The sequence below is a fragment of the Brevibacterium sp. AGC70 genome (genome assembly GCF_057334195.1).
The window spans coordinates 1-13,896 of the sequence record NZ_JBHFIH010000007.1 but is presented as its reverse complement, the minus strand read 5'-3'; the positions used below and the strand labels follow the sequence as shown (position 1 = coordinate 13,896).

The 13,896-nt window shown below is 63.3% G+C and carries 11 protein-coding genes and 1 riboswitch; of the genes, 1 reads left to right on the top strand and 10 read right to left on the bottom strand.

From position 1 onward, the window contains the following. Window positions 1-351 precede the first annotated feature (351 nt). Window positions 352-1,647 carry an APC family permease gene (locus ACE03M_RS05110; RefSeq protein WP_485933014.1) on the bottom strand — a complete coding sequence of 432 codons (1,296 nt, stop codon included), beginning with the start codon at window positions 1,645-1,647 and terminating at the stop codon, window positions 352-354. A 53-nt stretch (window positions 1,648-1,700) separates the two neighbouring features. On the opposite strand from ACE03M_RS05110, the gene ACE03M_RS05105 reads away from it, so the two are divergent. Further along, window positions 1,701-2,696: a GlxA family transcriptional regulator gene (locus ACE03M_RS05105; protein WP_485933013.1), complete on the top strand. Its 996-nt coding sequence runs from the start codon at window positions 1,701-1,703 to the stop codon at window positions 2,694-2,696. A gap of 213 nt (window positions 2,697-2,909) precedes the next feature. Here the strand turns inward: ACE03M_RS05105 and ACE03M_RS05100 are convergent, their stop codons facing one another. From ACE03M_RS05100 to ACE03M_RS05060, 9 genes are all read right to left on the bottom strand, one after another. Further along, window positions 2,910-3,302, bottom strand: coding sequence for an ectoine synthase (locus ACE03M_RS05100; protein WP_101573238.1), 393 nt, complete (start codon window positions 3,300-3,302; stop codon window positions 2,910-2,912). A 155-nt stretch (window positions 3,303-3,457) separates the two neighbouring features. After that, entirely contained in the window at window positions 3,458-4,750 is a 1,293-nt protein-coding gene (ectB, locus tag ACE03M_RS05095) for a diaminobutyrate--2-oxoglutarate transaminase (protein ID WP_143923125.1), read from the bottom strand. Between the two features lie 167 nt (window positions 4,751-4,917). After that, the gene (gene ectA, locus ACE03M_RS05090; RefSeq protein WP_143923124.1) at window positions 4,918-5,412 is read right to left on the bottom strand and encodes a diaminobutyrate acetyltransferase; all 495 of its coding nucleotides are present in this window, start codon (window positions 5,410-5,412) and stop codon (window positions 4,918-4,920) included. 730 nt (window positions 5,413-6,142) lie between these two features. Beyond that, on the bottom strand, window positions 6,143-7,759 hold the full coding sequence (locus ACE03M_RS05085) for an L-serine ammonia-lyase (protein ID WP_485933012.1): 1,617 nt from the start codon (window positions 7,757-7,759) through the stop codon (window positions 6,143-6,145). A 115-nt stretch (window positions 7,760-7,874) separates the two neighbouring features. Further along, on the bottom strand, window positions 7,875-8,273 hold the full coding sequence (gene gcvH / locus ACE03M_RS05080; protein ID WP_186293114.1) for a glycine cleavage system protein GcvH: 399 nt from the start codon (window positions 8,271-8,273) through the stop codon (window positions 7,875-7,877). 93 nt (window positions 8,274-8,366) lie between these two features. Continuing rightward, the gene (locus ACE03M_RS05075; RefSeq protein WP_143923122.1) at window positions 8,367-9,650 is read right to left on the bottom strand and encodes a glycine cleavage system aminomethyltransferase GcvT; all 1,284 of its coding nucleotides are present in this window, start codon (window positions 9,648-9,650) and stop codon (window positions 8,367-8,369) included. Beyond that, window positions 9,650-12,601, bottom strand: a complete 2,952-nt coding sequence (gcvP, locus tag ACE03M_RS05070) for an aminomethyl-transferring glycine dehydrogenase (RefSeq protein ID WP_485933011.1) — start codon at window positions 12,599-12,601, stop codon at window positions 9,650-9,652. The genes ACE03M_RS05075 and gcvP overlap by 1 nt, the downstream gene beginning before the upstream one ends. Before the next feature lie 117 nt (window positions 12,602-12,718). Further along, a riboswitch (glycine riboswitch) is annotated at window positions 12,719-12,840 on the bottom strand. A gap of 373 nt (window positions 12,841-13,213) precedes the next feature. Beyond that, window positions 13,214-13,372, bottom strand: coding sequence for a hypothetical protein (locus ACE03M_RS05065; protein WP_186293113.1), 159 nt, complete (start codon window positions 13,370-13,372; stop codon window positions 13,214-13,216). Window positions 13,373-13,585: 213 nt separating this feature from the next. Then, on the bottom strand, window positions 13,586-13,744 hold the full coding sequence (locus ACE03M_RS05060; protein ID WP_186293113.1) for a hypothetical protein: 159 nt from the start codon (window positions 13,742-13,744) through the stop codon (window positions 13,586-13,588). Window positions 13,745-13,896 lie beyond the last annotated feature (152 nt).

Genomic DNA, 13,896 nt, shown 5'->3' with positions numbered 1-13,896 from the left:
TCGCCGAGGCTACGGGCTGAAAAGCTTCCGCAGCCCCGTGTCGTTTCACGTTCATCAGCGACGACCCACCGCAGGTGATTGGCTGAAGTGGCCGCGACTCCGAGTTGGGACAGCTGCGCTACAACGCTGGTGCCACAGCGAAGGCCTCAGGAAGTCGCAGGTCAGCCAGGATGGCAGTGGTACGCCGACATGGACGAGGCAATCGCATCGCTCGAAGACACACGCGAAGAGGTCCGAGGAACAGTGTTGGGAACGATCATCGAGTAGCCGATGTCTTGCGGGCCCTCGGATCAGGAACTGGAGGCATATGTGCGCCTCCAGTTTATTCCGGGCACCATGAATACATGCTCCTTACTGGCGAACCGGCTGACGGTGCAGGTTCACGACCACTTTCCGAAGCGAGACCCGCATCGTCAGAGCGACGCCGATCACGATGAGTGGAATGATCACATTACTCATTGAGGAGGGTACAACAACCGCGATGAGCACCACCGAGACTATTGCGGCGACACGCCCCTTACCCTTGAGCAGCTTAATTCCTGCAATGGCAGCAGCTAGATACACGAAGACGACCAGGGTCGAGGGAACGACCACCAGAGCCTCCGTGCCCCACGAGCACAACCAGGCCAAGCCAAGTCCGACGAAGGCCACCAGCGCTACAGCCAGCACTCCACCGACCGGCACCGAAGTTGAAGAGACGTGTGCCGCCGATTGGGGCAGCCACCCCTCCTTACCCAAGGAATAGCCGAGGCGGGACACTCCTGCAATGAAGGCATTCGTCGTCCCCAGGCTGATGACGACGGCAATCACAGCTGCCGCAAGAGCGGCATTTCCGCCGAATGCCTGCTCCAGCAGCAAGCCGATAGCAACGTGGTCTGTCTCCGGTGAGCCGTATGTTCCCGTGAGCACCACAGCTGCGGCGATTCCGAGGTAGAGGACGGTGACGATGACGATCGTGATGCCGACTGCGCGTGGAACGTCACGGTTGGGCCTGCGAAACTCTCCGACGAGATGAGCCACAGCTTCCCACCCGGCGAAGGCGAAGAACAGCACGATGACCCCGCTGCCGATCGGGGGCAGTCCGTGCGGAGCGAGGGGAGACAGCCGATCCGAATCCATTCGCGGTATCGCCACAATGATGGTCGCCAGCAGCGCCAGAGCCACGGTCAGCGCCAGGCCCAGCTGCGCTCCCGTGCTGACCCTCGCACCGACAAGATTGGCGCCGACCGCCACAGCCAGGATCCCGGCCGCCGTGAGGTACGCCCAACCGCTGCTGAGGGAGAACGCCTCTGCGACGTAGTATCCGCCAGTCAGAGGCACGACGATCTGTCCGATGGCGCCGGCGCTGAAATACATCCACCCTGCCAAACCGCCCGCAGTCGCACCATAGGCCTGGCCGACATAGGTGGCGATCCCTCCGGCTCCCGGCAATCTGCGAGCAAGCGACACGAACAGCAAAGCCAGCATCGCACCGATCGCGCAGGCCACGACCCACGACAGCAGCGACGCGGGCCCGGCCGAACTCGCTATCTGACCAGGCAGCACCAGTACCCCAGCCCCGAGGATCGCACTGACGTACAGCGCGACCCCCTGCCCCAGTCCGATGTGTGCCGTCAGTTTGCCTGTGCTTGCACTCTTCGTGTCCATATCTCAAGAGTCGTCCATTGACCGCACCGTAGGTGAGTGGCAAACTCGTCGCTATGCGAAAGAAATCGGACAGAAGCAGGGTGGCCCTCGTTGCCACCCCCGGAGTACCGCTCTTCGAACTGGCGGGAGCCGCTGAGATCTTCGGAATCGATCGGAGCGATCTCACCCCGGATTGGTACGACTTCGAACTCGTCGGCACGTCACCAGAGACCACGATCGGCTTCGGGATGCAGGTGCCCGACGGGCGTGGATTGGACGCGCTGAAAGACGCAGATACGATCATCGTTCCTGCCTGCGCGAACATCCATGGCGGGGCTCCCCCAGCGCTGCTCGAGGCCCTGGTTTCCGAGCACGCCCGGGGTGCTCGGATCGTTTCGCTGTGCTCCGGTGCATTCGTACTCGCCGAAGCCGGGCTTCTCGATGGCCGATGCGCCACGACACATTGGATGCACGCCGAGGAGCTGGCTCGGCTCTACCCGAGCGTGACTGTCGACCCCGGCGTGCTCTACGTCCATGACGACGTGTGGACATCTGCTGGCAGTGCCGCCGCCATCGACCTCTGCCTCGAGCTCGTACGCAGGGACTTCGGCGCCGCGACTGCCAACGAGGTTGCCCGCCGTGTCGTCATCCCCCCACACCGTGATGGGGGCCAGTCGCAGTTCATCCGCTACCGGCCGCACACCGCTTCCGCCAGAGAAGACGATGTCGAACACTGGGCACGTTGCCACCTCGCCGAAGTCACAGTCACAGCCATGGCACGGTACGCAGGAATCAGTGTCCGTTCGCTGAACCGACAGTTTCGCAGTCGGGCCAATCTCTCACCGCAGGAATGGCTCCGACGGGAGAAGCTCCAGACTACCCAAGAGCTCCTCGAGTCCACCGATCTCACGGTCGAAGCAATCGCAATGCGAGTAGGACTCGGCACCGCGACCAACCTGCGCACCCATTTCGCCGCCGAATACGGTGTCCCACCCGGGGCCTACCGGCGAACCTTCAACGCTCACGGCGCGAACGACGCCGCACCCGTTGCGATTGCGAATGCTTCCTAAGGCAGCCGCTCCACGAACGAGACAAGCGAGGCACAAGAAAGGTGGCCACGGAACCGAAGTCGACCCCGCACAATGCGGGTTCTCCTCGGGCCCGTGACCACCTTTTCCGGTGTCCGTCGATGCATCAGCACCGAATCTGAACAACTGCCAGCGTCAGTGTCTGATCAACGATCAGCCACCTCGGCGAGGGAGCATCTCAGCTCACGAGAGAACTCAGTCCTCTTCGACGATGAGCGGGTAGACACCGTTCTCGTCGTGGGTCTCACGGCCGGTGACCGGCGGGTTGAATACGCAGGCCATGCGCAGCTCTTCATCGGCCACGACGGTGTGCTTCTCGTGTCCATCCAGCAGGTACATGGTGCCATCGGAGAGTGGGTAGGTCTCGCCGGTCTCCTGGTCGGTCAGAGTGCCCTTGCCCTGCACGCAGTACACGGCTTCAACGTGGTTCTGGTAGTGGAAGGTCGAGGTCGTCCCGGCGTAGATCACGGTGTCGTGGAGCGAGAATCCGACACGTTCCTTGCCCAGCACCATGCGGCGGCTGCGCCAGGTCTCTGACTTGATGTCGCGGTCTGTGTCGTTGAGGTCATCGCGGTTGACTACGTACATTCGTGGTCCTTTCGTTTGGTATATCAGACGGGTTGCCGATGTTTCAGTCGAAATGTCGACCGATCCACCGGCAACGCGTCATTCAAGTTTCATGGTTGAGTCTCGGCAAACCGAGGCTCAGTTTTTCAGGCTCTCGCGCTCAGCTGGGAGCAGGCTCAGACCGCCGCTGGTTCTGCGGCCGGAGCGAACTTCAGCACAGCAGCCTCGATGATGTCGAGACCCTGCTCCAGATCGTGCGAGGAGATGGTCAGCGGAGGCATGATCTTCGTGACCTCGTCCTTGGGACCGGAGGTCTCGAGGAGCAGGCCGTTGTCGAAGGCTTCCGCTGCCACCTTGCCGGCGATCTCGTCGTCCTCGAAGTGCAGTCCGGCGAGGAGTCCGCGTCCACGGATGGATGCCCCCTCTGCCTTCTCCACAATCGAGTCGAGGCGCTGGTGCAGTGCGGCGATCGTGTCGGCCAATTCGTTCTGGAAGGTGTTGTCGGCCCAGAAGTTCTTGATCGCGGCGGTCGCCGTGACGAATGCGGGGTTGTTTCCGCGGAAGGTTCCGTTGTGCTCGCCTGGCTCCCAGGCGTCGAGCTCGGGACGGAAGAGAGTCAGTGCCATCGGCAGGCCCGAACCGGAGATCGACTTCGACAGGCACACGATGTCAGGTTCGATGCCGGCCTCTTCGAAGCTGAAGAATGATCCGGTACGGCCACAGCCAGCCTGGACGTCGTCGACGATGAGCAGGATGTCGTGCTTCTTGGTCAGCTCGGACAGAGCACGAAGCCATTCGGCGCGAGCGGCGCGGAGGCCGCCTTCGCCCTGCACGGTCTCAACGATGACAGCGGCTGGCTTATCGACGCCGGAGCCGGAGTCTTCGAGGACCTTCTCAAGCCACAGGAAGTCAGGGATCTCTCCGTCGAAGTAGTCATCATAAGGAATCTTCGAGCTGTTGGTCAGCGGGATGCCTGCGCCTTCGCGCTTCATCGAGTTGCCGGTCACCGACAGCGATCCCAGGGTCATGCCGTGGAATGCGTTGGTGAAGGACAGCATGTGCTGACGGCCGGTGACCTTACGAGCCAGCTTGAGGGCAGCCTCGACGGTGTTGGTCCCCGTTGGTCCGGGGAACATCACGGTGTAATCGAGTCCGCGCGGCTTGAGGATGAGGTCCTGGAAGGTCTCGAGGAACTCACGCTTGGCCGGGGTCTTCATATCCAGCGAGTGCAGAACAGCACCTGACTGGAGGTACTCGACCAGAGGGTTCATCACGACAGGGTTGTTGTGCCCGTAGTTGAGAGCTCCGGCGCCGGAGAAAAAATCGATGTATTCCTTGCCGTCTTCGTCCCACTGCTTCGCGCCATGTGCCTTGGCGAAGGTGGCGGGCCAGGAACGCGAGTATCCTCGCACGGCTGATTCGCGGGTTTCGAAGATATCGGGAGTTGTGGTCTTAGAGGTTTCGGTCATCACTTGAGTCCTTTCGACTTCTGGATTACGCGCTTGCCTCGTGAGCAAGCACCTGGGCGGTGGCCGCGACCGATCAGTTTCGGGTACGACTATCGCCGGTCGGCGTCCTCAGACGGGATCCACTGATCCCCAGGACGCCTGGTGGCACCACGCTTCTCAGCGGTGCATCAAAGTGGTGCGATTTCGTACAGGTACTCGGTGTCGTGGCCATCCGGGTACAGATCCGGAGTGATCAGCGCACGTCGTTCGCAGTTGGCGTCACGCTGCTCAGCGAATGACTGGAACAGACGGTTTGACGCGTCGTTGTCATCGGTGATCGTCGTCTCCAGGCGGAGCGCATTCGTGCGATCAGCCAGCTCGTTGAGCATAGTCTTCGCCAGTCCGTGTCCGCGGAAGTCCGACGAAACTGCGACCTGCCAGATCATCAGCGTGTTGGGCCGATCCGGGCGGGTGTAGCCGGTGACGAACCCGGCGGGCTCTCCGCCGATTCGCGCGATGGTCGAGGTTGCCGAGAAATCACGACACCAGAGGATGTACGAGTACGAAGAGTTGAGGTCGAGAACGGCCGAATCTTTAGCCAGTCTCCACATGTGTTGCCCGTCCTCCATGGTCGGAGTACGGACATCGGTTTCTGTTTGAGGTTCAGCGACTGCGTTTCTCACGCCCCCAAACCTAACGACCTGAGGATGAGCGTCAACTCCGAAAACGGCGATTCACGCCACATTCGGGGGTGATTCCCGCGCGTGTCCCCCAAGTCATGAACCGGGGCTTCCCCGTGGCATCTCTGGGATGCGCCAGGGCGCTCCTGCGCGCTCATTCCGGGGCAGAGCTTCGTTATCGTTTCGTTACATTCCAGTGGCTTTGGAACAGCGGTTCCACGACTGTTCCACGTTTCGACTCCGCCTCTGAGCATGACTGAGGGATGACTTTTCAGGGTGTGGGGCAACAGCTGTGCGCGACGCAGGATTAGGCAGCCAGAGGAGACCACTGACCGATACAACGCCGGAGCCCCCAGACACCGGTGCACGCAGCGGCGTATCGGATCGCAGGCGTGGTCTCGGCGGCGGCACCGCCTCTGACCGGGGCTTCCAGGCAGGCAGTTGTGGTCCCGAGGAGAACTGGCAGCAGAGCAGCAGAATAGACGGTCTTCGGCCACACAGGAGAGCTGGCAGCCGACCGGCCCAAAGGACTGGCCCACTGCCGGGTGAGGCCCGCGTCAGACCGCCTCAGACCGCGTCAGACCGCCTCATGCCGCCTCATGCGTGCCCGTGAAGCTGCCTCGCAGCCCGCCTCCTGCCGCCTCGCAGCCCGCCTCGGGCTGCCTCGCGGACCGCCTCATGGCCGCTCATGCCTACCACGTGAAGCCGCCTCATGGCCGCCTCGCGGGTTACTTCAGCATTCGACGACGTTGACGGCGAGACCGCCCTGCGCTGTCTCCTTGTACTTCGAGCTCATGTCGGCGCCGGTCTGGCGCATTGTCTCGATCACTTCGTCGAGGCTGACTCGGTGCTGGCCGTCGCCCCACAGTGCCATCCTCGAGGCGTTGATGGCCTTGCCTGCCGCGATCGCATTGCGCTCGATGCACGGAACCTGCACCAATCCCGCGATCGGGTCGCAGGTCAAGCCCAGGTTGTGCTCCATGGCGATCTCGGCGGCGTTCTCGACCTGCTCGGGAGTTCCGCCCATGATGGCGGCCAATCCTCCGGCAGCCATCGACGATGCGGATCCGACCTCACCCTGACAGCCCACCTCGGCGCCGGAGATCGATGCCCTCTCCTTGTACAGGACACCCACCGCCGCCGAGGTGAGCAGGAAGTCCACGATCGCCGTGTGTTTGGCGGCCTCGCCGCCCTTGACCACGGAATCCACGTAGTTCAGCGCATAGTGGAGGACGGCAGGGATGATGCCGGCGGCACCGTTCGTCGGCGCGGTGACGACACGTCCGCCCGAAGCATTCTCCTCGTTGACGGCCATGGCGATGAGGTTGACCCACTCCAGGTAGTAGCCGGGGTCGCGATCCGGGTCCTCGGCTTTGAGCTTGAGGTACCAGTCGTGGGCGCGGCGGCGCACCTTGAGCCCACCCGGCAGATAGCCCGAACGATCCAGAGACGCTGAGGCGCATTCCTCCATCACGGAGTAGATGTGGAGGAGTCCGTGGCGGATCTCGTCCTCATCCCGCATCGACTTCTCGTTGGCGAGCATGATCTCAGCAACGGACATGCCCGTCTCCTTGCATCGCTCCAGGAGTTCAACGGCCGAGTGGAACGGATACGGAAGCTCTTCGCTGTAGGACTGCAGCTCGGCCTCGACGACGGAGTCGGCCACGGCGAACTCGATGTCGCCGCCGGCGAACTCGTCGGCGTTCGAAGGATCATCGTTCTCATCGTCAACGGCTTCATCGTCGACTGCATCGTCAACGGCTTCATCGTCAGCTTCGTCATCAACGGCGGCCTCGGCGGCCAGCTCCTTCTCACGGAACTCGGTTTCGGAGGTGACGAAGCCGCCGCCCACCGAATAATAGGTCTCCTCGGCCAGAGTCTGGCCCTCGGCATCGAAGGCCGCGATGGTCATGGCGTTGGTATGGCGGGGTTTGATGGTCAGCGGGCGTTTGACCATGTCATCCTCGGTGAAGGCGATCTCGACGCCTGCAGGTTCACCACTGCTGGATCCGTCTCCGGCTGCACCCTTCCTAGGCGAGTCTCCACCGGCAGCGTCGCCGAGGAGGATGGTGCCCGTCTCGGACATGCGAGTCCGGCGGGCGGTGAGTTCATTGGCTTCGATGCGATCAGGTGCACAGCCTTCAAGGCCGATCAGGATGGCGTCGAAGGTGCCATGTCCGGCACCGGTGGCGGCGAGGGATCCGAATACATCGACCTTGATGCTGGAGACCGATCCGAGTTTGTCGCCCAGAAGTGTGAGGAAGCTCGATGCCGCTCGCATCGGGCCGACGGTGTGGGAACTCGACGGGCCGATGCCGACGGTAAAGAGATCGAAGACGCTCAGTGGCATGGAAGATACTCCGATTCTTTTCGGGTGATCGATGGGACCGGTCAAGGCCGGAAGTTCCAGCCCGGTCGGACTGCGTCGTTCCAGCCGTGGCCGGTCCCATCGGTCGGAGGGTGTGTCAGAGGGAATTGGCCTCTGCGTAGCCTGCTGCGTCCATCACGTCGCCCAGTTCGGTGACCTTGACTTCGAACAGCCAGCCGTCGCCGTAGGGATCGGAGTTGAGCAGTCCTGGGTTGTCCGTGGCTGCCTCGTTGATGGAGGTGACTTCACCGGTCACGGGGCAGTACAGGTCAGAGACCGACTTGGTCGATTCGACCTCGCCACAGGTCTCGCCTGCGGTGACGGTGTCGCCGACCTCGGGGAGGTCCACGTAGACGACCTCACCGAGGGCGTCAGAGGCGACTGCGGTGATGCCGATCTTCACCGTGCTGCCGACGATGGCGTCAGCGCCGGCATTGATCCACTCGTGTTCGGCGGAGTAGGTGAAGTTCTCTGGAAGTGGGGGCAATTGCGCCATGATGGTCCTTTTCTGCTTGATTGACAGCTGTGTGGGTGAGCAGGTGCCCCCAGTGTACGAGTCACCGGGGGCATCAGCACCAGGTTCAACGGATCAGTTCTCGCCGCGTTTGTAGAACGGCAACTCGGTCACTGAGAATTCATGCGCCTTGCCGCGGATGTCGACGAATACAGGTGTGCCGGGATCGGCGAGTCCGCGGTCGAGGAACGCCAAGGCGATGGGGTGCCCGAGCGTCGGCGAAGGCTGTCCGGAGGTGATGGTCCCGACGGTTGTCCCGCCTTCGGCACCGACCTCGTCCGCCGAGGCGAAGATGCTCGCTCCCGATCGTGCGGCGCGACGGCCCGCCGAGGTGAGTCCGACGAGCACGCGGGCCGGTTCAGTCTCCCCCAGCTTCGCCAGTGCCTCACGGGCGGCGAAGTTCTCTTTCGTCTTGAACCCGATCATCCGGCCGAGTCCGACGTCGAAGGGCGAGGTCTCGAGGCTGAGTTCGTTGCCGTAGAGCGGCATGCCCGCTTCCAGGCGCAGCGAATCACGTGAGGCCAGGCCGCAGGGCACGAGGCCGTAGTCGACTCCGGTCGTCGTCAGGGTCTCCCACAGGCGCTCGGCGGCGATGTTGGGAATATAGAGTTCGAAGCCGTCCTCGCCGGTGTAGCCGGTGCGCGCGAGCATCAGGTCGATGCCCGCGATCGTCAGCGGCATCCACGCGTAGTACTTCAGCTCCCGAACCGCCTCGCCGACGGTGATCCCGGTCGAGTTCACCGAGGAATCATCCGCGGTGCCGTCGACGGCTGCATCGTTGGCCGCTGATCCGTCCGCCGCAGTGGTCGCGGGTCCGAATTCCCCATGTGCACCCTCATCGAGGGCACGGAGGATGATGGCCTCGGAGTTCGGTCCCTGCACGGCGATGAGCGCCGTTTCCTCAGACTCGTCGACGAGTTTGGCATCTGCCCCTGGGGACTCGTCCCGCAGGAAGTTCTGCAGCCTTTCTTTCAGGGTCGCGACGACAGTCGGGGTGTTCGAGGCGTTGGGGACGATGAGGTACTCTTCATCGCCGATCCGGTAGGTGATGAGGTCATCGAGGAGGTAGCCCGCCTCATTGACCAGCACACCGTACTTGGCCTTGCCGATCTTCATCTTCGAGTACTTCGCCACGAGCGCGTAGTCGAGGAACGCAGCAGCATCGGAGCCGGTGAGGCGGACCTCGCCCATGTGGGAGAGGTCGAAGATTCCCGCGGCCTCACGCACGGCACGGTGTTCGGCCAGCTCGGAACCGTACTTCAGCGGCATGTCCCAGCCGCCGAAGTCGGTGAAGGAAGCGCCCAGCTTGTCGTGGATTGAGTGCAGCGGGGTCTCGCGCGTCGAGTTCTCAGTACTCATCAGTCGTCCTCTTCATCGTTGACTTCGAAGGCCTCTGGCGGCGGGCAGGTGCACACCAGGTTGCGGTCGCCGTAGGCACCGTCGATGCGACTGACCGGCGGGAAGTACTTGGTTGCCTTCAGTCCCTTGACCGGGAACACGGCAGTCTCGCGGGAGTACTTGGCATCCCAGTCGTCCATCACGACGGTCGCCGGGTGCGGGGCACCGGCCAGCGGGGACTCCTCGTAGGTGTACTTATCGCCGATCGAATCGATCTCTGCGCGGATGACGCGCATGGCTTCGATGAAGCGGTCGAGTTCGTCCTTGTCCTCGGACTCGGTCGGTTCGACCATCAGTGTGCCCGGCACCGGGAACGCCAGTGTCGGAGCGTGGAAGCCGAAGTCGATGAGGCGCTTGGCTACATCCTCGGCGGTGACACCGGACTGTGCGGTGACCTCGCGCAGGTCGAGGATGGTCTCGTGTCCGACGAGTCCGTGCTCACCCGAGTAGAGGATGGGGAACACGTCGTGGAGCTTGGCCGCCAGGTAGTTCGCACCCAGGAGTGCGGCACGAGAGGCCTCGCGCAGTCCGTCGCCGCCCATCAGTTCGAGGTAGGCGAAGCTGATCGGCAGGACGCCGGCTGAGCCGAACAGCGAGCCTGAGATCGGCAGCTCGTGCGCGTCTTCATCCCCGGCCACGAGTTCCGCCGAGGTGGGATCGCCGGGCAGGTACGGGGCGAGGTGTTCGCGCACCGCGACCGGTCCGACGCCGGGTCCGCCACCGCCGTGGGGGATGCAGAAGGTCTTGTGCAGGTTGAGGTGGGATACGTCGCCGCCGAATTCGCCGGGCTTGGCCAGACCGACCATGGCGTTGAGGTTCGCGCCGTCGACGTAGACCTGACCGCCGGCTGCGTGGATCTTCTCGCAGACCTCACGGACCTCGGATTCGAAGATGCCGTTGGTCGACGGGTAGGTGATCATGATCGCGGCGAGCTTGTCCGCGTTCTTCTCGATCTTCGCGTCGAGGTCGGCGATGTCGACCGATCCGTCCTCGGCTGTCGCGATGACCTGGACCTTGAGTCCGGCCAGGACCGCGGAGGCGGCGTTGGTTCCGTGAGCCGACTGCGGGATGAGCACGACGTCGCGGTCGGTGTCACCGTTGGCGAGGTGGAAGTTGCGGATGGCGAGCAGTCCGGCAAGTTCGCCCTGGGAGCCGGCGTTGGGCTGCAGGGACACCCGGTCGTAGCCGGTGACCTCGACAAGCGAGTTCTCCAGGCGGGTGATGAGGGTGCGCCATCCGTGTGTCTGCTCGACGGGGGCGAAGGGGTGGATCGAGGCGAACTCGGGCCAGGTGATGGGTTCCATCTCTGCCGCGGCGTTGAGCTTCATCGTGCACGAGCCCAGCGGGATCATCGTCCGGTCCAGCGCCAGGTCCCGGTCGGCCAGGGTGCGCAGGTAGCGCATCATCGAGGTCTCGGAGCCGTGTGCGCTGAAGATCGGGTGGGTGAGGAACTCGGTCGTGCGGTGGAAGCTCTCGTCGAAAGCCGGGGTGGGCACGTGGTTGGCTCCGAATGTCCCCGCCGAGGCGGCTTCGAAGTTCGCTTCATCGACCCGGGCGATGATGCCCAATGCTTCGAGAAGTCCGTTGGCATCGGCGACCGAGTGGGATTCGCCAAAGGAGACGCCGATGGTGTCGGCATCGATGACGCGGACGTTGTAGCCGCCGCGCTCTGCGACGACTCGGGCTGCTTCTGCGTCGGCAACGCGGATGGCAACGGTGTCGAAGAACTCACGGCTGACCACCTCGGCGCCGGGGGCGGTGTGCGCTGCGGTCGCGAAAGCCTGGGCCAGGCGGTGGATGCGGGAGGCGATGCGGGTCAGGCCGACGGGGCCGTGATAGACGGCGTACATCGAGGCGACGTTGGCCAGCAGGGCCTGGGCGGTGCAGATGTTGGACGTCGCCTTCTGGCGACGGATGTGCTGTTCACGGGTCTGCAGGGCCAGACGGTAACCGGGCTTGCCCTGGGCGTCCTTGGAGACGCCGACGAGGCGGCCGGGCAGCTGGCGCTGGAGGCCTGACTTCACGGCCATGAAGCCGGCGTGGGGTCCGCCGAAGAACAGCGGGACGCCGAAGCGCTGGGCCGAGCCGACGGAGATGTCGGCACCCTGCGAGGCGGGATCCTTGAGCAGGGTCAGAGCCAGGAGATCGGCGTCGAAGGTCACGAGTGCGCCGCGGTCATGGGCGCCGTCGACAGCTTCGGTGCAGTCGCGGATGACGCCGGTGGTGCCGGGCTGGGCACAGACGATGCCGAAGATGTCCTCGCCGGCGAGCCCCTCGGCCAGGTCGGCGACGGTGACGCGGAAGTCCATGGCCTTCGCACGGGCCCGGACGACGGCGATGGTCTGCGGGTGGAGTTCGGAGTCGAGGACGACGGTTGTCCCCTTCTTCACTGCTCGACGCATGAGAAGGACAGCCTCGGCGACGGCGGTGGCCTCGTCGAGGAGTGAGGCGTTGGCGATGTCGAGACCGGTGAGATCCTGGACGACCTGTTGGAAGTTGAGCAGCGCTTCGAGGCGGCCCTGGGAGATCTCCGGCTGGTAAGGGGTGTATGCGGTGTACCAGGCGGGGTTCTCGACCAAGTTGCGGCGGATGACGGCCGGGGTGATCGTGTCGTAGTAGCCCTGGCCGATCATCTGCTTGCGCATGATGTTCTGGCCGGCGATCGCGCGGAGGTCATCGAGGACCTCGGCTTCGGAGCGGCCCGTGGGCAGGTCGAGTCCGTCGATCTGAATGGATTCTGGGACGGCTGCGGCCGACAGTGCTTCGAGGGAGTCGTAGCCGAGTTCGGCCAGCATGGCCGCGGTGTCATCGGCGCGGGGGCCGATATGCCGGTCGGAGAAGGGGCGTTCGGTGTCTCCGGTGGGCGCCGTGGTGTGCGCGAGTGAACTTGTGTGGGCGAGTGAACTGGTCAATTGCCGTCCTTGGGTCGGTGTCGCGCCCGCCTATGGAGGACGCACTGAGCAGTGGCGGTCCTCCCCGATCTGTCAGACGTTCAGCGCGCGAGCGCGGTGGCGGTCCTTCAGATATGCCTGCAATCGGTGGTACTGGGCCTGAGAGTTTCCCGGGGAGGGAATTGCACCTACGGCGCTGCTTCGCACTGTTCGGGCAACCTGTGGTTGCAACAGCTGAGCAGCTCTCCCACGTCATGTCTTAACGGCAGTATTCAATTGTGTGGTTTTGCGTGTTGCTGGTGTGGCTAAATTCTTATAACTAGTGTGGCTATGAACTTATGGGGCCAAGTCTAGTGGCTGGGATCACGGCGGACAAACACCGTGATGAGGCTCGAATACCAGCAGTCGAACATCGTGTTCAGCGCCTTCAGCGAGACCCGCGAGATCCGCGCCTTCAGCGAGACCATCCGCCCTGAACGCCCTCCTGTGGCGGAGTAACGGCAATTGATGTGGAGGAATGGTCGTCCGAACACGGTTTGTGCGACCATTCCTCCACAGTCAATTCAGCCAGAGGGGCCGATTCTCCTCAGCGAACGAGGAGAATCAGGCCTTTCTGCCCGGCGAAGAACCGCATCAGATCTCGGCAAGGTCCTTGCCCTTGGTCTCCGGCAGCAGAACCATGGCGGTGACCGTGCCGAGACACAGCAGGATCACCCACCCGCTGGAGAGCCAACTGAGATCGAGCGAATTGAACAGCCCGTTGAGATAGGGCGCCGCAGAATCTGCCGCCACGCGGCAGGACAGCCCGCCTCAGACCTTCCGCGCTGAACACCTGCCTGTGGCGGAGTGACGGTTTCTTGTCGCGGAGTGACGGTTTTGATGTGGAGGAATGGTCGCCAAAACACGGTTCGGGCGACCATTCCTCCACAGTCAATTCAGGCAGAGGGGCCGATTCTCCTCAGCGAACGAGGAGAATCAGGCCTTTCTGCCCGGCGAAGAACCGCATCAGATCTCGGCAAGGTCCTTGCCCTTGGTCTCCGGCAGCAGAACCATGGCGGTGACCGTGCCGAGACACAGCAGGATCACCCACCCGCTGGAGAGCCAACTGAGATCGAGCGAATTGAACAGCCCGTTGAGATAGGGCGCCGCAGAATCTGCCGCCACGCGGCAGGACAGCCCGCCTCAGACCTTCCGCGCTGAACACCTGCCTGTGGCGGAGTGACGGTTTCTTGTCGCGGAGTGACGGTTTTGATGTGGAGGAATGGTCGCCAAAACACGGTTCGGGCGACCATTCCTCCACAGTCAATTCAGGCAGA

What these genes read in the sequence shown, in the direction of transcription:
- gcvH (WP_186293114.1), bottom strand. Translation starts at nt 8,273, where the DNA reads ATGGCGCAATTGCCCCCACTTCCAGAGAACTTCACCTACTCCGCCGAA.
- ACE03M_RS05105 (WP_485933013.1), top strand. Translation starts at nt 1,701, where the DNA reads ATGCGAAAGAAATCGGACAGAAGCAGGGTGGCCCTCGTTGCCACCCCC.
- ACE03M_RS05100 (WP_101573238.1), bottom strand. Translation starts at nt 3,302, where the DNA reads ATGTACGTAGTCAACCGCGATGACCTCAACGACACAGACCGCGACATC.
- ACE03M_RS05085 (WP_485933012.1), bottom strand. Translation starts at nt 7,759, where the DNA reads ATGCCACTGAGCGTCTTCGATCTCTTTACCGTCGGCATCGGCCCGTCG.
- ACE03M_RS05075 (WP_143923122.1), bottom strand. Translation starts at nt 9,650, where the DNA reads ATGAGTACTGAGAACTCGACGCGCGAGACCCCGCTGCACTCAATCCAC.
- ACE03M_RS05110 (WP_485933014.1), bottom strand. Translation starts at nt 1,647, where the DNA reads ATGGACACGAAGAGTGCAAGCACAGGCAAACTGACGGCACACATCGGA.
- ectB (WP_143923125.1), bottom strand. Translation starts at nt 4,750, where the DNA reads ATGACCGAAACCTCTAAGACCACAACTCCCGATATCTTCGAAACCCGC.